The following is a 26,508-nucleotide window of genomic DNA, read 5'->3' as shown; positions in this document are numbered from 1 at the left end:
ACAGTAGTGCTGCGCTTATAAAGGGCCATCACACCGCACTTGAAAAGGAAAAACCATGCTGACGCTTTATCACGCCCCCTTCACCCGTTCGACCGGCATCATCCAACTGTTGATGGCGCTGGACGTGATGGACAAGGTCGATATCCGCATCGTCGACATCGTGAGGCAAAACGGAAGTGGTGCCCCCGACCCGGCCAACCCCCACCCCGAAGGCAAGGTGCCGTTGCTGGTCCATAACGGCACCGCGATCCGCGAACGCGGCGCGATCATCCAGTATCTGACAGAGCTGTTCCCAAGCCCGCTTGGCCCCGCCGTCGGCGACCCAAATCGCGGCGCTTACCTTGGCTGGCTGGCCTACTACGGTGCCGTCGTGGAACCGGTGATGGTCACAACCTTGCTTGGCCTGGACCACCCCGGCCTGCACAGCAATTTCCGCGGCACACAAGAAATGAGCGATGCCTTGGTCGCCGCCCTGACCGATCAGCCCTATTTGCTGGGCGATACCTTTTCGGCGGCCGACCTGCTGGTCAGCTCTCCCTTCCAATGGATGCCGTCTTTTGCGCCCAAAGCGCCAGCTGTGCAGGACTGGCTGGCGCGCTGCCAGGCCCAGCCCAGCGCGCAGATGTCGGCCGCGTATGACGCCAAGCTGGCGGCCTAGCCGTCCGACAAGACCGCCAGAAAGGCATCGCCAAAGCGTTCCGCGTGACGATCACCAATCACGCGGGCGACGGCGCTGCTATCAGCGCTGCGCAGTTGCGCGACCTTGGCCAGCTGCGCAGCGCTACAGCTCATCGGTTTATCTAGGCCATCCGGCCCCCGCGTCAGATCAGCCTGCACGGCCAGCAGACGATCATAGACTGCGCCCTCGCTTCGCCCCGCGAGTTTCATGCGGGCGGGGTGCACGTCTTCTACGGCACCAGCGATGACCTCTAGAAACGCGCGGCCATAGCTTTCCAGCTTTTTCGCACCAACGCCGCCGATGCGGGCCATCTGGTCCAGATTGGCGGGCTTACGCTCTGCCATCTCGATCAAGGTTTTGTCGTTAAAGATGATATAGGCAGGCCCGCCCGCCGCCTCTGCCAGCGCACGGCGCTTGGCTTTCAGCGCAGACAGTAGCGGCGCGTCCTCTTCGCTGACCATGGCGCGCACGGCGGGGCTGAACTTGGCATTCGTGATCGTATCTTTGCGCAGCGTGATCTTTTCCTCGCCCTTCAAGATCGGGATCGCGGCGTCGGTCATGCGCAAGGCCCCGTGCCGCGCCGGATCAGGGCGAAACAAATCGCGCCCCATCATCTGACGGAAAATCGCCTGCCACTGACGTTTATCGTATTCCTTGCCGACCCCGTAGGTCGGCAGCGCGTCATGTCCGCGTTCACGGATCTTGGCCGTATCCGCGCCCATCACGATGTCGATCAAATGGTTCGCGCCGAACCATTCATCGGTCCGCAAGGCGGCGGACAAGGCCATGCGCACAGGCGTCGTCGCATCGAACAACTCCGCCGGTTTGTCGCACAGATCACAGTTGCCGCAAGGTTTTGGGTCTTCGCCAAAATACCGCAGCAGGTTCAAACGGCGGCACTCCAACGCTTCAGCCAGCCCAAGCAGCGCATTCAGCCGCCCATGATCCGCGGCGCGCCGCTCTGGCGGGGCAAGCCCTTCGTCAATCTGCTGGCGGCGATAGCGTATGTCCTCGGGACCATACAGGGTCAGCGTCTCTGCAGGCTCGCCGTCCCGGCCGCCGCGCCCGATTTCCTGATAGTAGCCTTCAATCGACTTGGGCAGATCCGCATGCGCAACCCATCGGATATCCGGCTTATCAATGCCCATCCCAAAGGCCACGGTCGCGGTGACGATCAAGCCGTCCTCTTGCTGAAACCGCCGTTCCACATCGCGGCGCGATTCCGCATCCATGCCGCCATGGTAATAACAGGCCGAATGCCCCGCCTGCCCAAGCGCTTGGCTCAGCGTTTCCGTCTTCGCCCGGGTGCCACAATACACAATGCCGGACTGGCCCTTGCGCGCGGCGGCAAAGCCCAAAATCTGGTTGCGCGGATTATCCTTTACGGCAAAGGCCAGATGGATATTCGGCCGATCAAAGCCGCGCAGAAATGTCGCCGGTTGCTGCCCGTTGAACAGCTTTTGGATAATCTCGACCTGCGTTTCCGCATCCGCCGTCGCGGTAAAGGCCGCCAGCGGCACATCCAGCATCTCGCGCAGCTCGCCGATACGCAAATAATCGGGCCGGAAATCATGGCCCCACTGGCTGACGCAATGCGCCTCGTCCACGGCAATCAGCGTGACATTCGCCTCGCGCAACATGCGCTGGGTGCCAAAGGACGCTAGCCGCTCCGGTGCCATATACAGCAGCTTGAGCGTGCCCGCCGCCAGCTGCGCCCAGACCGCGTCCGTCTCTTCTTCTGTATTGCCAGATGTCAGCGCACCCGCCGCCACACCCGCCGCCTGCAACCCGCGCACCTGATCGCGCATCAGCGCAATCAGCGGCGATATCACGACGGTCACACCGGGGCGCACCAAGGCTGGCAGCTGGAAACACAGCGATTTACCGCCGCCCGTCGGCATAATCGCAAGCGTATTCTGCCCCGCCACCACGGCATCCACGATCTCTTCCTGACCGGGCCGAAACCCGTCGAATCCAAAGACATCGCGCAGCAACGTGTCGGCCTGCATCTGTACCCTAACTCTATTGTGCCTGAACCCGCACAATTTCATGCCGGGAATCCGTAAACAAGTCCCGAACGCTGCACACCCTTGTGACGCCCTCATACAGCATTGCCCAAATACGCGCGCGCCGGGCACCTTCCCCATTCATCTTGCTCCAAATACTCCCCCCGGAGGGTCCGCGCCCGCGCTGTCCGCACCGTTGCCATCAGGGGCGCAACGGCTTAACCCAACGCCAAAGATAAGGAGCCGCACCATGGGTGAAATCACGCTGGTCCGCCACGGCCAGGCCAATTCCGCTGCGACGACAGAGGCCGAGTATGATCGCCTCTCTGACCTTGGTCACGAACAAGCCGCTTGGCTGGGCGCATGGATGCGCGAGCATGACCGGCCTTATGATGTCGTGCTGTCCGGCACACTGCGCCGCCAGCGCGAAACCATCGCGGGCCTTGGCTATGCCGATGCACCCAGCGATGCCCGGCTGAACGAAATCGCCTATTACGACCTGACGCACGAAATGAAGGAAAAGCACGGCACCGCGCGCACCAGCCCGGACGATTTCGTCACGCATTTTCCAGCGACTCTGACCGCGTGGCGGGCCGGTGAAATCGGCGGGGCCGAGTATTACGAGGACTTTCGCCAGCGCGTTCGTGACGTGATGGCGATGGCGGCCCAGCCCGGCAAACGCGTGCTTTGCGTGTCGTCAGGCGGGATCATCGCGCAGGCGATTTCTGACGTGCTGGGCCTTGATATCCCGCAGATGTCCCGTGTCGCTTTGCCGATCCTGAACACCAGCGTGCACCGCATTCAGGTCACCGATCACGGGCCGCTTTTGACCTGCTACAACAGCGCCCCCCACCTTGATACCGCCGCGCGCGCGGACCAGCGCACTTTTTACTGAAAGCTTCGCCAATGCTGACCCTGCATTATAATCCCCTGACCATTTCCGCCGCCACCGCCATCGTGCTCGAAGAGTTGGAGGTCCCCTACACCCCCATCCTTGTTGATTTCAGCGACGTGTCGCAGCAGTCGCCCGCCTACCTTGCGCTGAACCCCAAAGGGCGGGTGCCGACGCTGCAAACACCGCAGGGCGTGTTGACAGAAACGGGCGCGATCCTTGAATATCTTGCCGCGCAGCATGGCCCCCACCTGATCCCCGAAGACCCCTTTCAGGCGGCCCGCATGCGGGAAACGATGCACTACCTCGCATCCACCGTGCATGTGAATTACGCCCATGCCATGCGGGGCCCGCGTTGGGCGGACTTGGAATCCTCTTGGGCCGACATGACTGCCAAAGCGCCGCACACGATGGCAGCCTCGCTGGCCTATCTTGAGGGTCACTTGGACTTTGCACCCTTTGCCATCGGCAACAGCCTGACGCTGGCTGATCCGTGGCTGTTCGTGCTGACCGGGTTTGCGACGCGCCTGCACATCGACACTACGCAATTTCCGAACCTGTCGGCGCATCAGGTGATGATGCACGATCGCTATGCCGTGCGCGCCGCCCGCAACAAAGGAATGCTGGCATGACACATCTTTGGGTCCGCGCTGAAAGCCGCGACCACGAGGCCCGCGTCGGCATCATGCCCGACGGCGTTGCTGCGCTGATCGCCGCAGGGCTGCGCGTCACGGTCGAAGACAGCGTTCAGCGCATCGTCACCATTGCCGATTACGTCGCCGCAGGGGCCGAAATCGCAGCCGAGGGCGCATGGGTGGACGCCCCCCTTGATGCGTTGATCTTTGGCCTGAAAGAACTGCCCGCCGACGGCACACCCCTGCGCCACACCCACATCATGTTCGGCCACGCGTACAAGGGCCAGCCCGATGGGCGCGTCCTGCTGGACCGCTTCAAAGAGGGCGGCGGACGGCTGCTTGATCTGGAATATCTGACGGATGACACAGGCCGCAGGGTCGCCGCCTTTGGCTATTGGGCTGGCTACGCGGGCGCGGCGGTTAGCCTGATGTGCTGGATGGCGCAGCAGCAAGGCCGCGTCATGGGCCCCGTGCGCGCCGTGCCGACACAGGCGGCCTTGCTTGCCGATTTGCGCGGCGCGATGGCGGGAATCACCGCCCCGCCACCGTCCGCACTGATCATCGGCGCGCTGGGCCGGGTTGGCACCGGAGCTGCCGATCTGTGCCGGGACATGGGCGTTGGCACGACCCTGTGGGACATGGCAGAGACCGCCAGCGGCGGCCCCTTCCCAGAAATCCTAGCGCATGAGCTGTTCTTTAACTGCATCCTGGCCCGCCCCGGCACGCCCGTCTTTGTGCCTGCCAGCGCCAAGACAGCAGAGCGCCGGCTCAGCGTCATCGGCGATATCGCCTGCGATCCGGACAGCGACTTTTCCCCGATCAAGGTTTATGACCGCGTGACGACCTGGGACGCGCCAGCGCTGCGGGTGCATGACGCGCCCGTGCTGGACGTCACTGCGATCGACAACCTGCCGTCGCTGATGCCGCTGGAAAGCTCTGCCGATTTCGCGGCGCAACTATTGCCGCATTTAGCCACGCCCGGATCGGATGTCTGGGCGCGCGCGTCAAAGCTGTTCGATCAGGCGATTGCTTAGCCCTTGGGCCGGAAAATGCCGTAATAGGCCCAATCCGGCAGGAATTGCCCCAGCCGGAACAGCCAAGAAAATACCGCCGGGAAGCTTTTCTTAAAGCTTTCCGGATTATTCATGTGCTCGAAGATGGCGGTCGCCGCCTCTTCCGGCTCCATGATGAAAGGCATGTTGAAATCGTTCTTTTCGGTCAGCTGGGTTTTGACAAAGCCCGGATTGACCACCTGCACGTTCACCCCGGTCTTGCGCAGATCGGCATACATGCATTCGGCCAGCGACATGACCGCAGCTTTCGATGCGGTATAACCAATCGTGCCGGGCAGACCGCGGAATGCGGTCAGGCTGGACGTCACAACGATATGGCCATGATCGCGGGCGGTGAAATCATTAATGACGCTGCCCACCACGCGAGATGCACCAAGGTAATTGATATCGGCCATCGCCTCGGCCTGTTTGTTATTCCAAGCGGACGATTCCATCGGCCAATAGACGCCTGCCAGATAGACCACGCCGTCGATCTCTCCCACCTCGGCGCGGGCCGCTTCGACTGCGTCCAGATCGGACACATCGACGGTGACATAGCTGGCCTTGCCGGGCAGCTCTTCGACCAGCGATTTCAGGCGATCCTCTGACCGGGCAGAGACGACGACTTCGACACCGACGCGGCTCAGTTTATGCGCGAGCGCGCGGCCCAGACCTTCGCTTGCGCCTACGATCCAGTATCTTTTGCCTTGCCAGTCCACGTCGCACTCTCCTGTCTTTGTTACCTTTATAGATAGGTCCGGATCAGGCGTCCTCAAGCCGCGTCGCGGATAACAGCGCGATTGCCAGTAATTTGAGCACGCATGGCACGCCTGCATAAAGCCACGTCAGCAGCGTCAGCGCCTGCGCCGTGCTGCCGCCGCTGGACCGAAAGCCCACCTGTTCTAGCAAAGGTAACAGCAGCGCCGCCGCGAAGGCCAGCGTCAGCTTGTTCACCAGTGACCAAAGCCCAAAGCCTTGCCCGCCATTGGGCGATACCGTCGCCATGCGCCGAGCAAACATCGCGGGCAGCAGCGTCAGGTCGGCCCCAATAGATGCGCCTGACAACACACAAACGACGGCAAAGGCGACCTGATCGCCCGCCCCTAGCCGCAATGTATAGCCGAAGGACATCACCGCCAGCGCCATCGCTGCCAGCAGCACGCGCTTTGGCCCGAACCGGCGGGCCAGCGCCGACCAGATCGGTGATGACACCGCAGCGGCGAGGAAGAAGAGGACGAGCAAGGGTCCCTCCCACCCTGGGGCTTGCAGGCGGCTGTCGACGTAGAACAGGAACAGCGTAGACGACACCGCCAGCGGCGTCGCGTTGACCAAGGCCAGCAGCAGCAAACGGCGGGTAATGGCGTCGGACAGGATGGTGCGGATGGGCGTGACCTCTGCCACCGTGCGGCCCTGCCATTCGGTCCACATCACCGCGGCGGCTAGCAGCGCCAGCACGGCAAAGCCCCATGCGAACACGGCAAAGGGGGCTGCGACCGCGCCCATCAGAAACGTCGGCGCGATGGCAGCGGCGCAGATGCCCAGCAAGGCCCCCGTTTCGCGCCATGCCGCCAGCCGAACGTGCCCATCTGCGCCCGCCTTCGCGATGCCTTGGGCATAGAAGTTGATGGTCAGGAATGAAAAGGCGCTGAACAGCGCGGTGATCGTGATGCCAAACCACCACAGCGGCGCGATGGGTGGCGGCACGGCAAACAAGCCCAGCATCGACGCCGCCAGCAGCAGCACGCCCAGCGTGACCGCCCAGGCCTTGCCCTTATCCAGCCGTTCGCTGATCCACCCCAGCGCCGGGTCTTGCACCACGTCCACCAGCCGCAGTGCGGCCAGTAACGCGCCAAGGGCCGTCAGGCTGACGCCGTAAGTGTCGGCATAATACTTCGGTGCGTAGATATAGATCGGCAGCCCTGCCGCATTGATGATCGCCGCGAACAGCGCAAAGGCGGGCAGCCGGGTCATGTGATGTCGTCGGTCGGCGGCTTGGTCCATGGACGAAAGGTTGCGCCCTTCCACCACAGCTTTATCGCCTGCCAATGGATCAACGCCAGAACGCGGCGAGAGCCGAAAGGACGACGTAGGATCGCACGCAGGATACCCGCGTTGGTTAGCGGTTTGCGCGGGCCGGCTAGCGTGGCAATCAAGCCGCCTGCGCCGCGCGTGTAGTCAATGCGCACATCAACTGCCTCTGGCGTGATATCAAAATGGAACACATATCCGCCTTCAATCGGCTGGAAGGGTGAGACATGGAATATTTTATCCGCCGCCAGCGGCACGCCCTTGGTGATCGGTGCAAGGTTCGCACTGCGGCACAGATAGGAATGGCGATCGCCAAAGGTATTGCCCACCTCGGCAATAACGCAGCGCAGCACGCCGGCGTCATCGTGGATCAGCCAAAAGCTGACGGGGTTAAACACATGTCCCAGCACGCGCGGCTGCGCGAGCAAATCGATCCGGCCTGTCAGCTCAATTTCGTTCGCGGCCAGCACGGCGCGGACCCATGCCGCGCCTGTGCCAGCCTTCATCACGCCGCCATGATCGCTGTCGTGTAGCGACATCACACCGCCAGCGTTGCGCCCGAATAGAGAGGGGCCGGACACGTCAGCCTCTGCATCGCAGATCACGTAGTCGATCGAATATCGAAAGGCATTCTTCACCGCGCCCTTGCGGCTGTGAAACGTATGCCCTGCGATATGATCGATCTGGGTCACTGAGCGGCCAGCTCCTGCCGCTCGTTCGCGTTCAAGGCGGTGACGACGTCATAGGCCGACGACAGGCCGTCCTCGTGAAACCCGTTCTTCATCCATGCGCCGCAGAACCAAGTCCGGTTGGTGCCGTTCAGCGCGCGCGCTTTGTCCTGCGCTGCCAGCGCGGCGGTGTCATAGACGGGGTGGCGCAGGCTGGTTTGATCCCAGATCAGCTCTTCGCGGATGGGGCGCGTGGTGTTCAGGGTGACCATGTAATCGGTCCCAGTCAGCCACGGCTGCAGCGAGTTCATCCAGTAAGTCAGATCAATTTGGTCGCTGCGCTTCTTCGCGGTTTCCGTATAAATCCAAGACGCCCAGACCTTGCGCCGCTTTGGCATGATCGCGGTGTCCGAATGCAGCACGACGCTGTTCGCCTGATAACGCACGGCCCCAAGGATTGCGCGCTCGTCCGGGCTGGCGTCCGCCAGCAAGGACAGCGTGTCGTCCGAATGGGTGGCAAAGACGACCTCGTCGAAATCTTCCCACTCCGACCCGATGGCGCGGACCTGCACCCCGGCGGGGGTACGCTGCACAGCGCCGATGGGCGCGCCCAGCCGCACATCCACGCCGCGCTGTTCCAGATCATCGCCCAGACGGCGCACGTATTGGGTGCTGCCGCCTTCAACCGTGTACCATTGGTGCTGCCCCGTGGCCCCCAGCAGCGCGTGGTTGTCGAAAAACTTCAGCAGCGCATAGGCCGGAAAATCGAGGATCTTTTCCTTGGGCGTCGACCAGATCGCGCCGGAAAACGGCAGCAGGTAATGGTCGCGGAAATAATCCGACAGCCCAAGCTGTTTCATCAGTCCGCCAATGGTCAGGTCCGTGTCCTGACAGGCGGCAAGACCGTGTTTGTTGAAATGCAGCACGTCGCGGATCATGCGCAGGAAATAGGGGTTCGCCGCATTGCGCCGCTGTGCGAACAGCGCATCAAGCGAGGTCAGCGCATATTCCAAACGCCCGCCATCAAAGGACGCACCAAAGCTCATGTTGCTTTTGACGACAGGCACCGACAGGTGATCGAACAGCGCCGTCAGATGGGGATAGTTGGCATAATTGAACACGATAAATCCGGTATCGACCGGCGTGTCCTTTTGCGGGCCAGCCATGCGGGTGCGGGCATGACCGCCAAGGCGATTGCCTGCCTCGAACAGCACAACGCGGTGATCACGCGCCAAAGCATGCGCCGCCCCCATGCCTGAAATGCCGGCCCCGATCACTGCAATCTTGCGGGGTAGGTTCGTGGATGTCTCAAATGGCATTACAGGCTCCGTCGCGGGCGTTGGGATGTGTCATGACACATGCCACGCAGGGGCGGGACAAAAGGTTTCAATAATTCTTTGTGGTAATCTGTCGCAGGCTTAGTTCCAAGCCAGCGGAACCAGCACAGTGCCGCGCCCCATAAAGCCGTCGCCATTGGGGTCCAGATAGAAATCGCGCCCGGTATAGGCGCCGCGCACCACGTACTGGCGACCTTCCAGCGTCAAGGTGCCAGCGGTGCCGCGCGCAGAGCCGCCGCAAACCGCTTTACCGCCTTGGCAGGGCACAAGGTTAAAGGTTTGGATCGTGCGCAGCGGGTCCGTGTCGCGCACCAGCACTGTCACCGCAGCGCCGTCTTCGAAGGGCGTATCGGTAAAGGCATCGGCAAAGGCGGCCTTGGTTGCGTTCGGGCCATCAGCCAGCGGGCCGGTGCAGGCCGAGACGGTCAAGGCGGCAAGGGTCATCAAAGCGTACTTCATATCGCGTTCCTTTCGGGCTTGGCGTCAGTCTTGGCCGCTGACCCGCGCTGGTGCAAGGGGCAATGGATCACTTGTGTCGTCCTGCGACAGCTCTTCAAAGTCGAAGTTGTCCAGCCGGTCGGCCCGCTTGCCCGCCCGCGTCGCGGCCGTCATCACGCCTGACACATCCTCGCTCGCCTGCCGCAGATGCATCTCTAGCTTGCTGGCGCGCACGCCGATCAGTTCGACATCGCGGTGCAGCAGCTTTAGGTTCTTGCGGATCTCGTTGGTGTGCTCGCGCATCCGCGCGTCTTTTAGGATGGCCCGCATCGTGTTCAAGGTCGCCATGCAGGTCGTGGGCGATACGATCCAGACGCGCGCATCAAAGCCCGCGCGCACGACCTCTGGCAGGCGAGCGTGTAGTTCGGCGTAAACCGCCTCTGATGGCAGGAACATGATGGCGCCGTCCGCCGTCTCGCCCTCGATGATGTATTTCTCGGAAATCGCCTTGATGTGCACCCGCACGGCCAGCCCCAAATCGCGCAGGGCAAGCTTTTGCAGCTCTGGCGTCTCGGCGCGGGTCAGCGCCTCGTAGGCCTCGAACGGGAATTTGGCGTCGATGACGATAGGGCCCGGCGGGTTTGGCAGATGCACAAGGCAGTCGGCCCGCTTGCCGTTCGTCAGCGTGTGTTGAAGGGTATAACTGTCCGTCGGCAGCGCCTTGGACACAATGTCAGTCAGCTGAATTTCCCCAAACAGCCCGCGCCGCTGCTTGTTCGACAAGATGTCCTGCAAGGACAGCACGTCGCCCGACAGCTTTTCGATGTTGGACTGCGCCCGGTCGATGGTGGCCAGCCGTTCCTGCAATTCAGTCAATTGCTTGGTCGATTTCTCAGAGCTGCCGGTCAGCGTTTCTTTCATCCGCTCTTGCAGGTCAAACATGCTGCGGGCGGATTTCAGCGCGTTATCCGCCAGCTTTTCCGCCACCTGCGCATTCACCTGCGCCAGACGCGTTTCCATCGTCTGAATGACGCGCATCTGCGCCGTTGCCTGCGCGTCACTGACGCTTTGGATATTACCCGCAAGCTGGCTTTGCCCGTTGCCAAGCGCCTGCATATAATCGCCCAGCTGCCCCAATTGTCCCGCAAGTGCATCTACAGTTTCCGTCGTCCGGGCCGCGCGGCGGGCAGCGGCGATCAGCAGCCAGAACAGGATTATCAGCGCAATGGCAGCGACCAATGCGGCCAACACAAGCGGATCGGTTAAATTAAACGTCATCGTCCCGATCTGGATCATGTGCGCCCGAACAACCGGTCGATATCTGCCATCGACAGCGTGATCGACGTGGGCCGCCCGTGGTTGCACTGGCCCGAGAGCGGCGTCGCCTCCATCTCTCGCAGCAGGGCGTTCATTTCTGGCCCCGACATGCGGCGTCCTGTGCGGACAGAACCGTGGCAGGCAACCCGCGACAAGATCGCGTCAATCCGCGCTTGCAGCGGGGCGGTATCGCCGCCGTCCTGCAGGGTATCCAGCACGTCCAGCACTAGGCGGCGGGCATCGACAGTCCCAAGGATCGCAGGCGTTTCGCGCACCGCAATCGCGCTGCCGCCAAAGGGTTCGATCACAAGCCCAAGCCGCGACAGATCATCCGCTGATTCAAGAAGCAGCGCCGATTCCGTTGGTGTCAGATCGATAATCTCTGGGATCAGCAGCGCCTGCGCGGCGACGCCGCTATCGGCCATCTGCGCCTTCAGCCGCTCGTACACCAGCCGTTCATGCGCCGCATGGGCATCTACGATCACAAGGCCAGCTTCGGTCTGGGACAGGATGTAGTTTTCGTGCAGCTGCGCCCGCGCGGCCCCAAGCGGCAAATGCTGCGGTTCTGGCGCGGCACCTGCCTCTGGCTCCGGCTCGATCCGGGCAGAGGGTTGTTCAGCAAAGCCTGACTGGAAGGTCATCGACGCGGCGGTAAAGCGCGGGCCAAGCGAAGGCCTGTCCATCTGATAGATGCGCGGCGCGTCCGTGGGTGCGGGTGCCGCAGCCATCGCGCCCAAAGCGGCATGACCGACGGTGGACGAACTGCGATGCCCCGCTTCGGCCAGCGCATGGCGGATGCCAGAGACAATCAGCCCCCGCACACAGGCGGGATCGCGAAAGCGGACCTCTGACTTGGCGGGGTGGACGTTCACGTCAACCAAGGTTGGATCGCAGTCGATGAACAGGCAAGCCACGGGATGCCGATCGCGCGACATCACGTCCATATAGGCGGCGCGCAGGGCACCCAGCAGCATTTTGTCCCGCACAGGGCGGCCATTCACGTTCAGATACTGGGCAACGGCGGCACCCTTGGAATAGGTCGGCAGGGCCGTAAAGCCGGTCATGTGAAAGCCGTCACGCTCTGCATCCAGCGGCAAGGCATTTTCGGCAAAATCGCGCCCCAGCACGGCACGCAGTCGCCCGCCAAGGGCGTCGAACATATCGCCGGTTTCGCCATCAGCGCGGAATAGGGTGCGGGTGTCGCCCCCCGTCGCATCGCGCAGGATAAAGGTCACAAAGGGTTCTGCCATGGCAAGGCGGCGGATCACATCCACAACGGCCTGCGTTTCGGCGCGGTCCGTGCGCAGAAACTTGAGCCGCGCCGGGGTCGCATAGAACAAATCAGCCAGATCGACTTGGGTGCCCCGCGCGCAGGCCGCGGGGCGCACGTCGCCCATGCGGCCACCTGCGACATGGACACTGGCACCCTCGTCACCCGCGCGGCTGGTGATTGTCAGCCGCCCGACAGCGCCAAGGGATGGCAATGCCTCTCCGCGGAAACCAAAAGAGTGGATGTTCAGCAGGTCGGAGCCGTCAATCTTGGACGTAGCATGGCGCGACAGCGCAAGCGGCAGATCAGGACCGGCAATTCCGCAACCATCGTCAACGACACGGATCAGCGTCTTGCCGCCATCGGCGATGGTGACATCAATCCGCGTCGCCCCGGCGTCGATGCTATTCTCGACCAGTTCCTTCACCGCAGAGGCGGGGCGTTCCACAACCTCGCCCGCCGCAATACGGTTAATCGCGGATTCGTCTAGCTGACGGATCACAGGGCGCGCGTCTTGGCGTATCTGGGGGGAAGCGGTTTGCATGCCACAACAGATAGCAGTCAGCGCCCGATTCTGCGAGGGGCAAAACCGGACCGCCAAGGCGGCCCGCAAGAATTTTCGCGAAAATCCTTAATGCAGAAAGCGTCTTCGTTCGAAGCCTTTTAGTTCCCAGCCGCCGCGTTGGCCTCTAATCCCTCAGGCTGTCCGACCACGACAAAGTGCAGGTTATCCGGCTGCAACAACTCGCGCGCCACGCGGTTCACATCGTCCAGCGTCACGGCATTCAGCATGTCGTTGCGGTTCACGATATACTCAGGCGGCAGGTCGATCATCTGCATGCCAACTAGGATGCCCGCGATATCCGCATTGCCATCAAAGCGCAGCGGATAGGCACCGGTCAGATAGGTTTTGACGCTGTCCAGCTCTTCCTGCGTCATGCCGTCCTGCGCCATACGGGCCCATTCCGCCTTGATCACATCAATCGCCTGCGCAACTGTCGCATTGGCAGAGGCGACTTGCCCCAGCACCAGATCGGCGTGAAACTTGGACACAAGGAACGTGCTGACGCCATAGGTCAGCCCGCGTTTTTCGCGCACCTCCTGCATGAGGCGCGACTCGAAACCGCCAGCGCCAAGCGCTTCGTTCAAGATATAGGCGGCGAAATAGTCAGGGTCGTCGCGTTCAATCCCTGCGTGACCGAACAGCGCCACAGACTGCGGCGTGTCATAGGGAATAACGGTGGTGCCACCCTGTAGCGCAAATTCTGCATCTGCGGGCAAGGCAGGCCCAGTCGCAGGCAGATCGCCCAGCAAGTCGTCAAGCATGACGCCCAGTTCATCCGCCGTGATGTCACCCACAGCACCGACATAAAGGCGATCGCGCGTCAGCGCGTTGGCGTGGGCGGTCACGATATCATCGCGCGTCAACGCGGTCACACTGTCCACTGTCCCATCAAGGGAAGACCCGTAAGGATGATCGCCAAAAGCCGCCGCATCGAAGGCCGCGCTGGCAATCGCATTGGGTGATTTCGCATCCCCAGCGATGTTCGACAGCACCTGTTCGCGCACCCGGTCCACCGCACTTTGATCGAACCGAGGCTCGATCAGCGCATCGCGCAGCAGGGCCACCGCCTCTTCGCGGTTTTCCGTCAGAAACTGCGCGCTGATAGCCACGACATCGTCGCCAGTGTCAAAACCATAGCTCGCTGCCAGCTCTTCTCGCTTGGTCTGGAACGCCTGCGCGTCCAGATCGCCAGCGCCTTCCTCGATCAGCGCCATCATCAGGTTGGTCGCGCCGCGTTTGCCGGGCAGGTCTAGCGATGCGCCGCCGCGAATGCGGATTTCCAGCGCGGTGAATGGAATGCCATGCTCTTCGACGAGCCACGCGTTGATGCCGCCGGGCGAGGTGACCTGTTTAATATCCACAGCAGCATGCGCGACCGAGGCGGCCATCGCGGCGCAGAATGTCAGGGCGAAACGGATCATTGGGCTTGCTCCTTTTCAGCGACGACCCAGCCGGTCACTGATTGGTTCAGATCGAACACCTGCGCTGCGGCGGATTTGATGTCTTCGGCGGTGACGTCCTGCAAGATCTGCGGCCAGTCCTGCACGTCCTGCACGGTCAGCCCCTGCGTCAGCGCAGCGCCATAGCGCTGGGCGCGGCCCTGCACGTTATCCAGCGCATAGATTTCCTGCGCGTTCAGCTGGTTTCTGATCCGGTCCAGCGCCGCAGGGTCAATGTCAGCGGCCATGAAATCGGTGACCACTTTGTCCATCGCGGCTTCTGCCGCGCTTAGGCTGACGCCCGTCGACGGCACCACTGACAGCGAAAAGGTAGAGGTATCAAGGCTGGACGGATCATAGCCCGCATTGGTGTAGATCGCGGTCTGCGTGTCGAATTGCAGCGCCTGCCCCAGCGCCGAGGTGAAGGGCGAGCCGCCCAACAGTTCCGACAAATAGACCAACGCGGCGGCGGTTTTCTGATCGCCGGCGTTGCGTTCCGTCGCCAGATAGCTGCGCACGATATAGGGCTGGCTGACGCGCGGGTCAGTATAGGTCATGCGGCGCGGCGCGGTTTGCGGCGGCTCTGTCGGGCGCAGGCGCGGGGGCAGGTCCGGCTCTGGCGGAATCACGCCATAGTATTTCGCAGCCAGCGCCATCACATCGTCCGGCTGAACATCGCCTGCGACCACTAGGATCGCGTTATTGGGGGAATAGTTCAGGGTATAGTAGGCCAGCGCGTCCTCTAGGCTTAGCTCTGCCATCTCGTGCTTCCAGCCGATGATCGGAACGCCGTAACGCAGGTTCTGATATTGCGCGGCCATGAACTGTTCGCGGGCCAGCGCGCCGGGGTTGTTGTCGGTCCGCTGGGCGCGCTCTTCGATGATGACATTGCGCTCTGTCTCGATATCGCTTTCGGACAGGCGCAGATTTTCCATCCGGTTGCTTTCCATTTCCATCATCAGCGGCAAACGGTCTGCCGCGACGCGCTGGAAATAGGCCGTGTAATCGTAACTGGTAAAGGCGTTGTCTGACCCGCCGTTTGCCGCAACCGTGGCCGAAAACTCGCCGGGTGCCAGCTTGTCCGTGCCCTTGAACAGCAGGTGTTCCAAGAAGTGGGCAACGCCAGACTGGCCAACCTTTTCGTCCGCAGAGCCGGCGCGATACCAGACCATCTGGACGACGACAGGGGCGCGGTGATCTTCGATCACGACCACTTCCATGCCGTTATCAAGCGTAAAGGTGGTGACGTCATCGCCGATCTTGACCGGCGCGGTGACGGTGACCGTCTTGCCGCCTTCGGTAAAGCTGGCGCCTTGGGCCGTGTCGGTTGCGGTTTGCGCCTGCAACGGGGCAAGGCCCAGAAACAGAAACGGAACGGCCAGCATGCGTGTCATGAAAATCCTGCAAGATTGGTCAACGTTGCCGTCAACCTAACCTTTCGCAGCGCGACCGCAATTGGCCAAACGGGGTTGTGATGAACGCCCCTGACGCTGGTCGTTTAAACTGGGGGACGCAGGCTGACTGTGGCGACAGGCGCCGCGCGCGGCGGCATGTCAGCCGGGTTCGTGCCGCCCGGCGTGGGAACAGGCAGCGCATTCGTCGCCGGAATCACCAGCGGACGAAAGGTTTCCACGCTCGATTCATCCGGGCCAGATGGCCCACGGTTACCGCTACAGGCCGCCAGCGCCGCACAGAGGCACATTCCAATTCCGAACCGCAGCATAGTCACCCTCATTCTCATCTTCGCAGTGTTCTAACGCAGACCGAGGCCCGCGTCACGCCGTTCCGGTGCACCATGCGATCACGCCTTGGTTTTTCTGCTTGGCGGCGTGCGCCCATCGGGCAAAAGCGCCAGTCCGATAGCCCCCGCAAAGATCGCGACGTCGGCCACGTTGAAGGAAAACGGGTTGTTAATACCGCAGCAGGACATGTTGATAAAGTCCGCCACAGCGCCATAAAGCACGCGGTCCACCACGTTGCCCAGCGCCCCGCCAATCAGCAGGCCAGCGCTGATATACGTCCACTTTGTCCCGCCCGCGCGCCATAGCCAGACCAGAACGGCGGCAGATATCGCCAGTGCGATGCCAATCAGCACCCACCGCATATCCGCCGCCGCCCCAATGCCAAAGTTCACACCCCGGTTCCACGCCATCTGGAACACAAGGAACGGGGCAGCGACGTCGATCTCTTGCCGGGTCATCAGATTCATCATGTGGACGACGATATATTTCGTCGCCTGATCCAGAAGAAACGTCCAGAACCCCGCCCAAAAGACCAATCGCATAACGCGCTCCTAGTGTTTGAAGTGGCGCATGCCGGTGAACACCATGGCAATCCCGGCCTCGTCCGCGGCCGCGATCACTTCGTTATCGCGCATCGACCCACCGGGCTGGATAACGCAGGTGGCACCCGCAGCGGCGGCCTCCATCAGGCCATCAGCGAAGGGAAAGAACGCGTCCGACGCCACGGCAGAGCCAATGGTCAGCGGCTGGGGCAGGCCCATCGCTTCGGCCATACGCTCTGATTTCTTGGCGGCGATCAGGGCAGAGTCGAGGCGGCTCATTTGCCCCGCACCGACACCGACGGTCGCGCCATTTTTGACGTAGACGATGGCGTTGGATTTGACGTGCTTGGCGACTTTCCATGCGAACTGCAGGTCGGCCATCTGATCGGCGGACGGCTGGACCTTGGTCACAACGCGCAGTTCGTCGGCGGGGACGTGGCCGGTATCCTTGTCCTGCACCAGCATCCCGCCAGCAACCTGGCGATAGGTCAGCTGAGTAGCCTTCGGATCGGGCAGGCCGTCCGTGGTCAGCAGGCGCAGGTTCTTTTTCGCAGCGAACACAGCCTTGGCGGCGTCAGATGCACCGGGGGCGATCACGACCTCGGTAAAGATTTCGACGATGGCTTTTGCGGTTTCTTCATCCAGCGGCATGTTCAGCGCGACAATACCGCCAAAGGCGCTGGTGCGGTCGCAATCAAACGCCTTGTTATAGGCCTCGATCAGCGTCGCGCCGCGCGCCACGCCGCAGGGGTTGGCGTGCTTAATGATCGCGACAGCAGGGCCATCAGCGGGATCAAACTCTGCCACCAATTCAAACGCCGCATCGGTGTCGTTGATGTTGTTATAAGACAGCTCTTTGCCCTGATGTTGGCTCGCCGTGGCAACGCCGGGACGCCCGGTGCCGTCGGTGTAAAAGCTGGCGGTCTGATGCGGGTTCTCGCCATAGCGCAGTTCCTGACGCAACTCGCCAGCAAAGGCGCGGCGGCGGGGCGTGGCCAGTTCAATCGCGCCAGCCATCCACGTGCTGACAGCGGCGTCATAGGCACCCGTGCGGGCATAGGCGGTCTGGGCCAGCTTCTGACGGAACGCCAGCGTGGTCTGACCGTCGTTCGCAGCCAGTTCAGCCAGCAGCGCGTCATAATCGGCTACGTCAACAACGGTGCTGACAAAGGCATGGTTCTTAGCCGCAGCGCGGATCATCGCAGGACCGCCGATGTCGATATTTTCGATGCAATCGTCATAGTCGCCGCCTTTGGCGACGGTTTCTTCAAATGGATACAGGTTCACGACCAGCAGATCGATGGGCGCGATGCCGTGATCATCCATCGCTTTTACATGACCCGCGTCATCGCGCAGCGCCAGCAGGCCGCCATGGACCATCGGGTGCAGGGTCTTGACCCGGCCGTCCATCATTTCGGGAAAGCCGGTGATGTCGGCCACATCGGTCACATCAAGGCCCGCGTCGCGCAGCGCCTTGGCGGTGCCGCCCGTGGACAGCAGCACAACGCCCCGGTCCACAAGTGCGCGGCCCAGGTCAATCAGGCCAGTTTTGTCAGATACGCTAAGAAGTGCGCGGCGGATGGGTTGCAAGGTCATGTGTCGTCCCCGAAATCTGTGTCATCATCCTCCGCCGCGCGCGCGGGGGCCAAGTCACGCACCACGTCGGGTGTGTCCTGCGCCTTGGCCAGCGACCAGCGGATGCGGGTCGCATAGGCCATTGCGACGCCGGATAAAACCACCTGTCGCGCCGCACGCGGCTTCAATCGCCCTGTTTCCAGATAAACTGACGGCTCTAACCGCAATTCAGCGTGCCCATCATGGCGCAGCACCCAGATTTCGCCGGATTTCAGCGCCATCGACACGGCGGCCCCGCCCAGATCAACGGTCGCGTCCACGTCGGGGTGCAGATGAAAGCGGATCGCATAGGGGATGCCCTGCATCTGCGTCGCATCCAGCGCCCGGTCAAAGCGTTCCTTGTCAGAGCTATCAAGCGTCGTCAGCAAATCCTCTCCGGCCAGACCGCGACCGTCCGTCGTCATTTCCAGCGTGCGGGCATGGGTCAGTCCGTGGGTAATGCGAAAGCCGTCATGCGACAGCTCTGCCCGGCGGCCATCGTCCAGATGGGTGACAATGCAGTTCACGACATCCGGCAGATCGACCAACATTTCCTGCGCAACGCCGCTTGTCGTGACCGACGGGCCAAGGCGCGACGATGAATAACCGCCGATGCCCAGCGTGCTATGGCTTGGCGTCGCGCGCCCCGCCCTGCGCCAATCCGCCCCAAAGCTGACGCCAGACCCGCAGTTCACAATCAGCGGACGGCGCCCTGATGTCATCTCGAACGCAAGGGTCGAGGCATGGGCGTTCAGCGATGCCGCCCCTTCCGGTGGACGCGCGCCATCGGCGATCAAGGTGGTGCGGCCCGCGCCGATGCGGGCAAAGCCCATGCACTCCGCGTCGCCAATTTCCTTCTTGCCGCCGATCTGCGCCAGCGCATGATCCAGCCGCCCATCCAGCCCGCGCCCGCCGCCATGAAACCGCGCAAGGCCGCCATCAGCGTGGCGCAGCGCCCGCAGGGTCGGGCCGATACGGGCAATCGCCTGCGTGATCGCGCCCGGCACAAGCTGTTCGCTGCCTTCAATCGCGGTCTGCGCCCACAGCAGCAACGTCAGAACGTCCAGCAATTCCTCGGGATTGCGCGTCGCGATACCGCCGTCAGCGCGAATCTGGCTGGCGCAATCAGAGGCGAGCGCGGCAATGGCAGGGGCGGTCAGATGCTCCATTCCCTCCAGCGACAGGCCCGCATAGATCATGCCGGCCAGCGCCTCGAACCGGGCAAGGCCGGGGCGCGTGCTGCGCCAACGGCGCGACAGGAACAACGTTTGCTGCCCAAGAGAGCGGAACAGCCGCGCCTGTGCGTCCTTGTCCTGCCCGCGCAGCAGGAAAACCCCATGAGAGATCCAGCGAATCAGGCGCCGCCCGGTCAGGTCAGGCGTCCAACCGGGGCCGGTGCCGTCCCCAAAAGCGTCGATCCATTCCGCAACCCAAGCCTGCGCCGCATGGCGGGCGCGGGCATCACCGACGGCGGCCAAATCATCAAGCCAGGCAAAGCTGTGCAATTCCTGATCGACCATCGCCCGGTCGCCTTGCGCGGCCCAGATTGACCCACCGGGGGCCGTTGTCAGAACACCTGCAAACAGAAAGTTACCGGCCAGCAACTGCCGTCCACGGGCGAAATGACCAATGCTGCGGGGTTCAGGCTGCGACACAAATCCAGTCGCAGGCCGCGCGCGCGCCGCCCACCGCGCATGTGCGCGGTGCATGAAGGCCCGTTGACGGGCACGCCATGAGTCGTGGTCGACCAAGCTGCTGCCTCTGAATTGCGGTTTCGCATTCTTCTTAGGGCTCAAGTTAACGCGGTGCTGCGGCCCTGTCACGCAGGCTTTGTCAGCACCGCCATATAGAAGCCGTCCATACCGCCGATTTCAGCCCAGAAATCAGGCCGCAGCCGCAGCCCGCCTTCTTCTGTGATCCATGCGGGATCGATGCCGGGCTGGTCCAGCGCGGCGCGGTCGATGGTCAGATCGGGGTGACGCTCTAGCGCCTCTTCGATCTGCACTTCGCCCTCGTCCGGCAAAAGCGAGCAGGTGCAGAACACCAGACGCCCGCCGGGTTTGACCAGCGACAAGGCATGGTCGATCATTGCGCCCTGCTGGTCGATCAACGCGCCAAATTCTGATCCGTCCTTGGCATAAGGCAGGTCCGGGTGGCGGCGCATCGTGCCAGTGGCACTGCACGGCGCGTCCAGCAGAACCGCATCCCATTGTCCCGTCACATCAAAGGCATCGGCGACCTGCACATCAGCGTTCAGCCCAACGCGCGTCATGTTCTGCCCGACCCGTGTCATGCGGCTGGCAGAGGCATCGACGGCGGTGACAGTCGCGCCGCGTGCGGCCAGTTGCATCGTCTTACCACCAGGAGCCGCGCAAAGGTCAAGCACGGACAAGCCACTGACATCGCCTAGCAATTGCACAGGCAGCGCTGCGGCGGCGTCCTGCACCCACCAATCGCCCGCGTCATAACCCGCCAGCTGCGTGACCTGCCCCGCATCCATCAGGCGCACCGATCCCGTCGGCAGCACCGTGCCGCCCAGCGCATCTGCGACAGCCTGCGCATCGCCCTTGGGCGTGATGTCCAGCGGCGGAGTCGTTGCCTGCACAGCTTCGATCGCTTCGATATCTTTGCGGCCCCATGCGGCGACCAGTGGCTGACGCAGCCAACCGGGCATCAGCGGCGCTGGCATCTTGGCCCAAGCGTCCGGGCCCTTATCAGCCACCTTACGCAGCACAGCATTCACCAGACCCTTTAGCCGGGCCGTATGGTGATTGCGGCCGACAATCTCGACATAAGCGTTCACCACGCCATAAGCGGCAGCGCCCTGCACGATTTCCAATGTGCCCAGACGCAAGGCGTTCTGCACATAGACCGGCGGCTCTTTGGTCAGGAACGGTTTTAGCATCCGGTCGGACCGATCCAGCATCCGCAACGCGTCTGTTGCCAGCCGCTGCGCGCGGGCGCGATCCTCTGGCGCAAGGTGGTCCAGCGCGCCGCCACCTAGCAATTCGGACAGCAAGCGCCCTTCTTCGATGACCTGTTGCAGCAGGTGATGCGCGGCGCGGCGCGGGGCGATGCCGGTCTGATCCATGGGAAACCCTTGTTTGGTGTCGTAAGCGGGGTATATCAGCAGCACACCCCCGGCAAGGACAAGACCATGACGGACGACAATACACACCTTCCACCCGCCGCCCAGCGCGCCCTTGCCGAAGCGGCAGAGCGCCGCGCCAAGGCAGAGGCGCTTGCGCTACCGCCTGAACTTGGCGGCCGCGAAGGGCCAGAACCTGTGCGCTATGGCGACTGGGAAAACAAAGGCCTCGCGATCGACTTTTAGCGCAATCGCAGCGCGGCAGCGCGGCCAGCGCCTTGATCGACGGTAAAGCGTACCAGATCGCCCTTTTGCTCAACCAATTGGCAATTATAGGGAATCTCGTCGCCGCCCCAGTCCATTGCGCGGCAGAAATAACCGTCCTGCCATGACCAGCTGCCTGACACGGGCCAGCCCAGCGCGTCGCCCGTGATCTGACCGTCAGGCATCACTTTGACCGTGATGTTATACAGCATGTGGGTCAGGTCGCCCTGCCCCATCAGGTCCAGAAACGTGCCTTCGTCGCTGACGCGGACGTAATCCTGCGCCGCGGCCATAGCCGGCAAAATACTCAAGACAATTGCAAAACAAAACTTCATGGCAGTCCTCCTGCCACGATAAATTAGGGCATCTTGCGGCAGATCAAGTCACAGACCCAGCACATCCAGCATGTCATAGTGTCCCGGCGCGCGATCCTGCCCCCAAATCGCAGCTTTCAGCGCACCGCGCGCGAAAACGCGGCGATCCGTCGCAACGTGGCGTAGGGTGATCCGTTCGCCATCTGCTGCGAACATCACGTCATGCTCGCCCACGATGTCGCCGCCGCGAATGGCGGTAAAGCCGATGTCGCCGCGCTTGCGCGCCCCAGTGATCCCGTCGCGCCCGCTGTCGCGCACGTCGGCCAGTTCAACGCCGCGCCCCGTTGCGGCAGCCTCTCCCAGCATCAGGGCGGTGCCCGATGGCGCATCAACCTTGTGGCGGTGATGCGCCTCGATCACTTCGATATCAAAATCCTCGTCCAGCGCGGCAGCGACCTTTTTCGTCAGCTGCACCAGCAGGTTGACCCCAAGGCTCATGTTGCCCGCGCGGACGATGACAGCATGATGCGCGGCGCGGTCGATGGCGGCGATGTCGTCGTCCGACAGGCCCGTCGTGCCGATCACATGCACCGCCCGTGCCTGCGCCGCGAGGCCAGCAAAAGCGACCGTGGCGGCGGGGGCGGTAAAGTCGATAACGGCCTGCGCTTTTGCAAAGGCCGCGACCGGATCGTCCGTGACAGTCACGCCCAGAGCAGCGCCGCCCATCGCCGTGCCGATATCCTGTCCGACCCAAGCATGGCCTTCGCGTTCAAGCGCGGCGACCAGATGGCAGGCGTCCGACTGCGTGACAGCCTGCACCAGCATTTGCCCCATGCGGCCCGAAGCCCCCGTAATCACGATTCCCGGTGTGCCTGTCATAGGTGTGCCCATCATGCCCGTCCTCTGCGCAAATTTCCGCCAAGCCATAACGCCCCAAACGCGCTCGGAAAAGGCTTGCTTGGAATTGTCGTGCTGCAGCGTTACATGCAGGCCATGGCAAAGACATCATCCTCCGGGGGCGGCGCCCCCAACCAGCGACAGCTACGGCTCGGCGAATTGATCCGCCGGCGTCTGTCAGAACTCCTTCAACGCGGAGAGATCCATGACCCGGAGCTCTCTCGCATGATGATCACCGTGGGCGAAGTCCGCTGTTCCCCGGACCTGTCCGTGGCGACCGCGTTCATCCTGCCCCTTGGTGGCGACAAAAAAGAAGAGGCGCTGCTGGCCCTGCGCAAATCCCGGCACGAGATCCGCCGCGAAGTTGCCAAGGTGCTCAGCATCAAGTTCGCCCCTGAAATCCGGTTCGAAATCGACGATACCTTTGACCGCATGGACGCAACCCGCGCCCTGTTCGAGCGTGCCGACGTGAAAGCCGACCTTGCTGCACCCGACGCGCCAGAAGGCGAATCGACCGAGGCTGACAAGGACAACGACGCATGATGAGGGCGCTGGCGCTGCTGCTGGCGCTTGTCGCTGGCCCCGCCAGCGCGGTCACCTGCGCCGACGACACCTTTGAAGGGCACAGTTTTACGGCCTGCACCGTCGATGCGGCGACCGAAGACTTGCGCCTATTCCACCGCAACGCCGACGGCGGTGTGCTGGGCGGTTGGACCGCGCTTGGCGCATCGGTTGCCCCGCAGTCGGTGCAATTTGCGATGAACGCTGGTATGTATCACGACGACCGCCGCGCGGTTGGCCTTTATATCCAGAACGGCGTGGAAACTGCACCGCTGGTCACGCGCGCGGGGCCGGGCAACTTTGGCCTGCTGCCGAACGGTTTGCTGTGCCTGACCGACGACAGCGCCAACGTCATCGAATCGCTGACGTTTGAGCTGACAAAGCCCGCCTGCCGCGACGCCACCCAATCCGGGCCGATGCTGGTGATCGACGGCAAACTTCACCCGCGTTTCATCCCTGATTCGCCATCATTGCATGTGCGCAACGGCGTTGGCACGATGGCAGACGGCAAGACGGCGATCTTTGCGATTTCCAATGATGCGGTGAATTTTGACACCTTCGGGCGCTATTTCCGCGACGTGCTGAAAACGCCCAACGCGCTGTTCCTCGACGGCTCTGTTTCCCGGCTTTATGCGCCTGAATTAAACCGGGCAGATTTCGGCTTTGCGGCGCTGGGTCCAATCGTCGGGGTCGTGCAATAGCTTGACCCCGGCGCCGCGCAGGCCTAGCAGGCGCCTTCACATCACGACGGAGGCCCCAATGGGACGGCGCAAATCAGGACGTAACATTTCGGGCTGGCTGATCGTGGACAAACCCGCGGGCCTGACCAGCACAACTGTCGTGAACAAGGTGCGCTGGGCGCTGAACGCCAACAAGGCGGGCCACGCTGGCACCCTCGACCCTGATGCGACGGGCGTTCTGGCGATTGCGCTGGGCGAGGCGACAAAGACCGTCCCCTACATCACCGACGCGCTGAAGGCTTACACTTTTACCGTCCGTCTGGGTCAGTCGACCAACACCGACGACGCCGAAGGTGAAGTGATCGCAGAAAGCGATGTGCGCCCGACGGATGAACAGATCAAGGACGCCCTCGGCCAGTTCGTTGGCGACATCATGCAGGTCCCGCCGCAATTCTCTGCCGTGAAAATCGACGGCGAGCGTGCCTACAAACGCGCCCGCGACGGCGAGACGATGGAGATTGCGGCCCGTCCGTTGTGGGTCGAAAGCCTGCTGATGGATGACCGGCCCGACGCCGATCACGTCACGCTGGAAATGGTCTGCGGCAAGGGCGGCTACGTCCGGTCCATTGCCCGCGACTTGGGCGAAGCACTGGGCTGCCACGCCCACGTGCGCGAATTGCGCCGCATCTGGTCCGGCCCTTTCAAGGCCGAGGACGGCCTGACGTTGGACGCAATCGACGCCATCGCCCGCACCGAAGAGCTGGACACCCACATCCAACCGCTAGAAGTCGGCCTTGCCGACCTTCCGATGGTCAACTGCCCCACCGCCAGCCTGACGGCCCTGCGCAACGGCAACCCGGCGATGGTGATTGCATCCGGCATCGATTACGGCACCGAAGTCTGGGCCGCCCACGAAGGCCGCGCCGTCGCTGTTGGCCGCCTGATGGGCAGCGAATTGCACCCCGCCCGCGTCTTCGTCGACTAGCGGCCGCGTGCAGACGCCGATTTCGTCGAAAAATCGGCGTCTGGCCTTTCGCCAGATCGCTACTCCGGGCACCATAAGGCCATGATCCACCGCACCCATACTGCGGACGGCACCACGTCGTCCGCCCTTTATTCCGACTGCGAGGCCTATCGCTATCGCCTTGACCGGCAGTGGTCGGATGCTGCGCCGTTGGTCTGGATCATGCTCAACCCATCGACCGCGACGGAACTGGCCAACGATCCCACCATCGCCCGCTGCGAAACGCGTGCCCGCACCGGCGGCTTTGGCGGCGTGCGGATCGTGAACCTTTTCGCCTATCGCGCCACGGCGCCCGCCGATCTGAAACGCGCGGCGGCCCCCATCGGGCCGGACAACGACACCGCGCTTGTCGGTGCCTGCGGGGGCGCAGGTCTGGTCGTCGCAGGCTGGGGCATCCACGGCGCCCATGAAAACCGCGCCGCGACTGTCCTGCGCATATTGCGTGACAGAGGCGTGCAAATCCATACACTTGGCCTAACGCAACACGGCCACCCGCGGCACCCGCTTTATGTCGCCTATGCCGCCCAGCCGGAGCCATGGCCCAATGATTGAAGGTTTCACCGCGTCGCGCATCGATACCGGCGACGTGACGTTGTCGGTCCACCGCGCAGGCCAAGGCATCCCCCTGATCCTGCTGCACGGCTACCCGCAAAACCACCATTGCTGGGCGTCAGTCGCGCCCACCCTCGCGCAGCATTTCGACGTGATCATTCCCGACCTGCGCGGCTATGGCGACAGCGACGCCCCGGCTGATAACGCCGATCACAGCACGTATTCCAAGCGCCGCATGGCCGCCGATATCATCGGCCTGATGGATGCCCTTGGCCTGGACCGCGCCCATATCCTTGGGCACGACCGCGGTGCGCGCGTCACCTACCGCCTTGCGCTGGACCACCCGGATCGCATCCTGCGCCTTGGCATTATCGAAATCGTGCCCACCGGCGACTTCTGGGACAGCTGGAACGCCGATCTGGCGCTGAACGCTTACCATTGGACTTTCCTAGCCCAGCCCGCGCCGCTGCCGGAACGGATGATCGCCGCAGATGGCGCAGGCTATGCTGATTGGACGCTGGCGCAATGGACGCTGGCCAAGTCACTGGACGCCTTCACCCCCGCCGCGCTGGACAGCTACCGCGCGCAGATGTCCGATCCGGCGCGCATTCACGCGATGTGCGCAGATTACCGCGCCGGGGCGTATTTCGACCGCGCGCTGGACCGCGAAACAAAGGACGCAGGCACGATGATCGACGCGCCACTGCATTTCCTATGGGCCGAAGGCGGCTTTCCCGCGCAAACCGGCGATCCCTTGTCAGCTTGGCGCGGATGGGCGCGGCACGTGACCGGCAATGCCTGCCGCTCTGGCCATTTCGCGATGGAAGAAAACCCCGCCGCCGTCCTGTCAGCATTTCTACCGCATTTTCAGGCGCGTTAACTGTTCTTTCATTGGGAGAGTGTA

At 62.8% G+C, this 26,508-nt stretch carries 27 protein-coding genes; 10 read left to right on the top strand and 17 right to left on the bottom strand.

Going from position 1 to position 26,508, the window contains the following annotated elements:
- Positions 1 to 55 precede the first annotated feature (55 nt).
- Positions 56 to 658, top strand: coding sequence for a glutathione S-transferase family protein (locus tag KBW81_RS00205; protein ID WP_254247952.1), 603 nt, complete (start codon positions 56 to 58; stop codon positions 656 to 658).
- Here KBW81_RS00205 and recQ read toward each other — a convergent pair.
- The gene (gene recQ, locus KBW81_RS00200) at positions 655 to 2,688 is read right to left on the bottom strand and encodes a DNA helicase RecQ (RefSeq protein WP_254247951.1); all 2,034 of its coding nucleotides are present in this window, start codon (positions 2,686 to 2,688) and stop codon (positions 655 to 657) included. The genes KBW81_RS00205 and recQ overlap by 4 nt on opposite strands.
- Positions 2,689 to 2,935: 247 nt before the next feature.
- Here recQ and KBW81_RS00195 point away from each other — a divergent pair, with 247 nt between their 5' ends.
- The 3 genes from KBW81_RS00195 to KBW81_RS00185 are packed head-to-tail and all read left to right on the top strand — an operon-like array spanning position 2,936 to position 5,246.
- The gene (locus KBW81_RS00195; RefSeq protein ID WP_254247950.1) at positions 2,936 to 3,580 is read left to right on the top strand and encodes a histidine phosphatase family protein; all 645 of its coding nucleotides are present in this window, start codon (positions 2,936 to 2,938) and stop codon (positions 3,578 to 3,580) included.
- Positions 3,581 to 3,591: 11 nt separating this feature from the next.
- Positions 3,592 to 4,209 (top strand): glutathione S-transferase family protein, encoded by a 618-nt coding sequence (locus KBW81_RS00190; RefSeq protein WP_254247949.1) that lies wholly within the window; start codon positions 3,592 to 3,594, stop codon positions 4,207 to 4,209.
- Complete coding sequence (locus tag KBW81_RS00185; protein ID WP_254247948.1) at positions 4,206 to 5,246, top strand: saccharopine dehydrogenase; 1,041 nt, start codon at positions 4,206 to 4,208, stop codon at positions 5,244 to 5,246. Before KBW81_RS00190 ends, KBW81_RS00185 begins: the two co-directional genes overlap by 4 nt.
- On the opposite strand, the gene KBW81_RS00180 is transcribed toward KBW81_RS00185, so the two are convergent.
- The 14 genes from KBW81_RS00180 to KBW81_RS00115 form a co-directional block, all read right to left on the bottom strand.
- Entirely contained in the window at positions 5,243 to 5,983 is a 741-nt protein-coding gene (locus KBW81_RS00180; protein WP_245754242.1) for an SDR family NAD(P)-dependent oxidoreductase, read from the bottom strand. The genes KBW81_RS00185 and KBW81_RS00180 overlap by 4 nt on opposite strands.
- Before the next feature lie 43 nt (positions 5,984 to 6,026).
- Entirely contained in the window at positions 6,027 to 7,235 is a 1,209-nt protein-coding gene (locus tag KBW81_RS00175; protein ID WP_090190276.1) for an MFS transporter, read from the bottom strand.
- On the bottom strand, positions 7,232 to 7,984 hold the full coding sequence (locus KBW81_RS00170) for a DUF1365 domain-containing protein (RefSeq protein WP_090190173.1): 753 nt from the start codon (positions 7,982 to 7,984) through the stop codon (positions 7,232 to 7,234). The genes KBW81_RS00175 and KBW81_RS00170 overlap by 4 nt, the downstream gene beginning before the upstream one ends.
- Positions 7,981 to 9,279, bottom strand: coding sequence for an NAD(P)/FAD-dependent oxidoreductase (locus tag KBW81_RS00165; protein WP_254247947.1), 1,299 nt, complete (start codon positions 9,277 to 9,279; stop codon positions 7,981 to 7,983). Before KBW81_RS00165 ends, KBW81_RS00170 begins: the two co-directional genes overlap by 4 nt.
- 99 nt (positions 9,280 to 9,378) lie before the next feature.
- Positions 9,379 to 9,756, bottom strand: coding sequence for a hypothetical protein (locus KBW81_RS00160; RefSeq protein ID WP_090190176.1), 378 nt, complete (start codon positions 9,754 to 9,756; stop codon positions 9,379 to 9,381).
- Positions 9,757 to 9,780: 24 nt separating this feature from the next.
- Positions 9,781 to 11,031: a DNA recombination protein RmuC gene (locus KBW81_RS00155; protein WP_254247946.1), complete on the bottom strand. Its 1,251-nt coding sequence runs from the start codon at positions 11,029 to 11,031 to the stop codon at positions 9,781 to 9,783.
- Entirely contained in the window at positions 11,028 to 12,866 is a 1,839-nt protein-coding gene (gene mutL, locus KBW81_RS00150; protein ID WP_254247945.1) for a DNA mismatch repair endonuclease MutL, read from the bottom strand. The genes KBW81_RS00155 and mutL overlap by 4 nt, the downstream gene beginning before the upstream one ends.
- A 119-nt stretch (positions 12,867 to 12,985) precedes the next feature.
- Positions 12,986 to 14,308 carry a M16 family metallopeptidase gene (locus KBW81_RS00145; RefSeq protein ID WP_254247944.1) on the bottom strand — a complete coding sequence of 441 codons (1,323 nt, stop codon included), beginning with the start codon at positions 14,306 to 14,308 and terminating at the stop codon, positions 12,986 to 12,988.
- On the bottom strand, positions 14,305 to 15,720 hold the full coding sequence (locus KBW81_RS00140; RefSeq protein WP_254247943.1) for a M16 family metallopeptidase: 1,416 nt from the start codon (positions 15,718 to 15,720) through the stop codon (positions 14,305 to 14,307). The genes KBW81_RS00145 and KBW81_RS00140 overlap by 4 nt, the downstream gene beginning before the upstream one ends.
- 104 nt (positions 15,721 to 15,824) lie before the next feature.
- Positions 15,825 to 16,049 carry a DUF3035 domain-containing protein gene (locus tag KBW81_RS00135; protein WP_090190184.1) on the bottom strand — a complete coding sequence of 75 codons (225 nt, stop codon included), beginning with the start codon at positions 16,047 to 16,049 and terminating at the stop codon, positions 15,825 to 15,827.
- Between the two features lie 78 nt (positions 16,050 to 16,127).
- Positions 16,128 to 16,610, bottom strand: coding sequence for a signal peptidase II (gene lspA, locus KBW81_RS00130; protein WP_090190186.1), 483 nt, complete (start codon positions 16,608 to 16,610; stop codon positions 16,128 to 16,130).
- A 9-nt stretch (positions 16,611 to 16,619) separates the two neighbouring features.
- Entirely contained in the window at positions 16,620 to 18,206 is a 1,587-nt protein-coding gene (purH, locus tag KBW81_RS00125; RefSeq protein WP_254247942.1) for a bifunctional phosphoribosylaminoimidazolecarboxamide formyltransferase/IMP cyclohydrolase, read from the bottom strand.
- Positions 18,203 to 19,933 carry a heparinase II/III family protein gene (locus KBW81_RS00120; RefSeq protein WP_254247941.1) on the bottom strand — a complete coding sequence of 577 codons (1,731 nt, stop codon included), beginning with the start codon at positions 19,931 to 19,933 and terminating at the stop codon, positions 18,203 to 18,205. Before KBW81_RS00120 ends, purH begins: the two co-directional genes overlap by 4 nt.
- A 110-nt stretch (positions 19,934 to 20,043) precedes the next feature.
- Positions 20,044 to 21,315 carry an RsmB/NOP family class I SAM-dependent RNA methyltransferase gene (locus tag KBW81_RS00115; RefSeq protein WP_254247940.1) on the bottom strand — a complete coding sequence of 424 codons (1,272 nt, stop codon included), beginning with the start codon at positions 21,313 to 21,315 and terminating at the stop codon, positions 20,044 to 20,046.
- A gap of 66 nt (positions 21,316 to 21,381) precedes the next feature.
- Between KBW81_RS00115 and KBW81_RS00110 the strand changes: the two genes are divergently transcribed.
- Complete coding sequence (locus KBW81_RS00110) at positions 21,382 to 21,558, top strand: DUF1674 domain-containing protein (RefSeq protein ID WP_090190280.1); 177 nt, start codon at positions 21,382 to 21,384, stop codon at positions 21,556 to 21,558.
- On the opposite strand, the gene KBW81_RS00105 is transcribed toward KBW81_RS00110, so the two are convergent.
- Positions 21,555 to 21,911 carry a dihydrodipicolinate reductase gene (locus KBW81_RS00105; protein WP_254247939.1) on the bottom strand — a complete coding sequence of 119 codons (357 nt, stop codon included), beginning with the start codon at positions 21,909 to 21,911 and terminating at the stop codon, positions 21,555 to 21,557. The two genes, KBW81_RS00110 and KBW81_RS00105, sit on opposite strands and share 4 nt — an antisense overlap.
- Positions 21,912 to 21,959: 48 nt before the next feature.
- Positions 21,960 to 22,769, bottom strand: coding sequence for a 4-hydroxy-tetrahydrodipicolinate reductase (gene dapB, locus KBW81_RS00100; RefSeq protein ID WP_090190282.1), 810 nt, complete (start codon positions 22,767 to 22,769; stop codon positions 21,960 to 21,962).
- On the opposite strand from dapB, the gene rbfA reads away from it, so the two are divergent.
- The 5 genes from rbfA to KBW81_RS00075 all read left to right on the top strand — a co-directional run bounded on the left by rbfA (position 22,677) and on the right by KBW81_RS00075 (position 26,484).
- Positions 22,677 to 23,330 carry a 30S ribosome-binding factor RbfA gene (gene rbfA / locus KBW81_RS00095; protein WP_372805000.1) on the top strand — a complete coding sequence of 218 codons (654 nt, stop codon included), beginning with the start codon at positions 22,677 to 22,679 and terminating at the stop codon, positions 23,328 to 23,330. The genes dapB and rbfA overlap by 93 nt on opposite strands.
- The gene (locus KBW81_RS00090) at positions 23,327 to 24,049 is read left to right on the top strand and encodes a phosphodiester glycosidase family protein (RefSeq protein WP_254247937.1); all 723 of its coding nucleotides are present in this window, start codon (positions 23,327 to 23,329) and stop codon (positions 24,047 to 24,049) included. The genes rbfA and KBW81_RS00090 overlap by 4 nt, the downstream gene beginning before the upstream one ends.
- 58 nt (positions 24,050 to 24,107) lie before the next feature.
- Entirely contained in the window at positions 24,108 to 25,013 is a 906-nt protein-coding gene (gene truB, locus KBW81_RS00085) for a tRNA pseudouridine(55) synthase TruB (RefSeq protein WP_254247936.1), read from the top strand.
- Between the two features lie 81 nt (positions 25,014 to 25,094).
- The gene (locus KBW81_RS00080) at positions 25,095 to 25,604 is read left to right on the top strand and encodes a DUF1643 domain-containing protein (protein ID WP_090190200.1); all 510 of its coding nucleotides are present in this window, start codon (positions 25,095 to 25,097) and stop codon (positions 25,602 to 25,604) included.
- Positions 25,597 to 26,484, top strand: coding sequence for an alpha/beta hydrolase (locus KBW81_RS00075; RefSeq protein WP_254247935.1), 888 nt, complete (start codon positions 25,597 to 25,599; stop codon positions 26,482 to 26,484). Before KBW81_RS00080 ends, KBW81_RS00075 begins: the two co-directional genes overlap by 8 nt.
- Positions 26,485 to 26,508 lie beyond the last annotated feature (24 nt).

The sequence above is a fragment of the Loktanella salsilacus genome (assembly GCF_024206795.1).
In the GTDB taxonomy this organism is placed as follows: Bacteria; Pseudomonadota; Alphaproteobacteria; order Rhodobacterales; family Rhodobacteraceae; genus Loktanella; species Loktanella salsilacus.
Note: the sequence above shows the minus strand (reverse complement) of the source record. Positions and strands in the feature narration are given on the sequence as shown.

Bases quoted from the DNA above. Each gene is read 5' to 3' on its own strand.
- KBW81_RS00205 (WP_254247952.1), top strand. From the start codon at position 56: ATGCTGACGCTTTATCACGCCCCCTTCACCCGTTCGACCGGCATCATC.
- recQ (WP_254247951.1), bottom strand. From the start codon at position 2,688: ATGCAGGCCGACACGTTGCTGCGCGATGTCTTTGGATTCGACGGGTTT.
- KBW81_RS00195 (WP_254247950.1), top strand. From the start codon at position 2,936: ATGGGTGAAATCACGCTGGTCCGCCACGGCCAGGCCAATTCCGCTGCG.
- KBW81_RS00190 (WP_254247949.1), top strand. From the start codon at position 3,592: ATGCTGACCCTGCATTATAATCCCCTGACCATTTCCGCCGCCACCGCC.
- KBW81_RS00185 (WP_254247948.1), top strand. From the start codon at position 4,206: ATGACACATCTTTGGGTCCGCGCTGAAAGCCGCGACCACGAGGCCCGC.
- KBW81_RS00175 (WP_090190276.1), bottom strand. From the start codon at position 7,235: ATGACCCGGCTGCCCGCCTTTGCGCTGTTCGCGGCGATCATCAATGCG.
- KBW81_RS00165 (WP_254247947.1), bottom strand. From the start codon at position 9,279: ATGCCATTTGAGACATCCACGAACCTACCCCGCAAGATTGCAGTGATC.
- KBW81_RS00160 (WP_090190176.1), bottom strand. From the start codon at position 9,756: ATGAAGTACGCTTTGATGACCCTTGCCGCCTTGACCGTCTCGGCCTGC.
- KBW81_RS00155 (WP_254247946.1), bottom strand. From the start codon at position 11,031: ATGATCCAGATCGGGACGATGACGTTTAATTTAACCGATCCGCTTGTG.
- mutL (WP_254247945.1), bottom strand. From the start codon at position 12,866: ATGCAAACCGCTTCCCCCCAGATACGCCAAGACGCGCGCCCTGTGATC.
- KBW81_RS00145 (WP_254247944.1), bottom strand. From the start codon at position 14,308: ATGATCCGTTTCGCCCTGACATTCTGCGCCGCGATGGCCGCCTCGGTC.
- KBW81_RS00140 (WP_254247943.1), bottom strand. From the start codon at position 15,720: ATGACACGCATGCTGGCCGTTCCGTTTCTGTTTCTGGGCCTTGCCCCG.
- KBW81_RS00135 (WP_090190184.1), bottom strand. From the start codon at position 16,049: ATGCTGCGGTTCGGAATTGGAATGTGCCTCTGTGCGGCGCTGGCGGCC.
- lspA (WP_090190186.1), bottom strand. From the start codon at position 16,610: ATGCGATTGGTCTTTTGGGCGGGGTTCTGGACGTTTCTTCTGGATCAG.
- purH (WP_254247942.1), bottom strand. From the start codon at position 18,206: ATGACCTTGCAACCCATCCGCCGCGCACTTCTTAGCGTATCTGACAAA.
- KBW81_RS00120 (WP_254247941.1), bottom strand. From the start codon at position 19,933: ATGCACCGCGCACATGCGCGGTGGGCGGCGCGCGCGCGGCCTGCGACT.
- KBW81_RS00115 (WP_254247940.1), bottom strand. From the start codon at position 21,315: ATGGATCAGACCGGCATCGCCCCGCGCCGCGCCGCGCATCACCTGCTG.
- KBW81_RS00110 (WP_090190280.1), top strand. From the start codon at position 21,382: ATGACGGACGACAATACACACCTTCCACCCGCCGCCCAGCGCGCCCTT.
- KBW81_RS00105 (WP_254247939.1), bottom strand. From the start codon at position 21,911: ATGAAGTTTTGTTTTGCAATTGTCTTGAGTATTTTGCCGGCTATGGCC.
- rbfA (WP_372805000.1), top strand. From the start codon at position 22,677: ATGGCAGGCGTCCGACTGCGTGACAGCCTGCACCAGCATTTGCCCCAT.
- dapB (WP_090190282.1), bottom strand. From the start codon at position 22,769: ATGACAGGCACACCGGGAATCGTGATTACGGGGGCTTCGGGCCGCATG.
- KBW81_RS00090 (WP_254247937.1), top strand. From the start codon at position 23,327: ATGATGAGGGCGCTGGCGCTGCTGCTGGCGCTTGTCGCTGGCCCCGCC.
- truB (WP_254247936.1), top strand. From the start codon at position 24,108: ATGGGACGGCGCAAATCAGGACGTAACATTTCGGGCTGGCTGATCGTG.
- KBW81_RS00080 (WP_090190200.1), top strand. From the start codon at position 25,095: ATGATCCACCGCACCCATACTGCGGACGGCACCACGTCGTCCGCCCTT.
- KBW81_RS00075 (WP_254247935.1), top strand. From the start codon at position 25,597: ATGATTGAAGGTTTCACCGCGTCGCGCATCGATACCGGCGACGTGACG.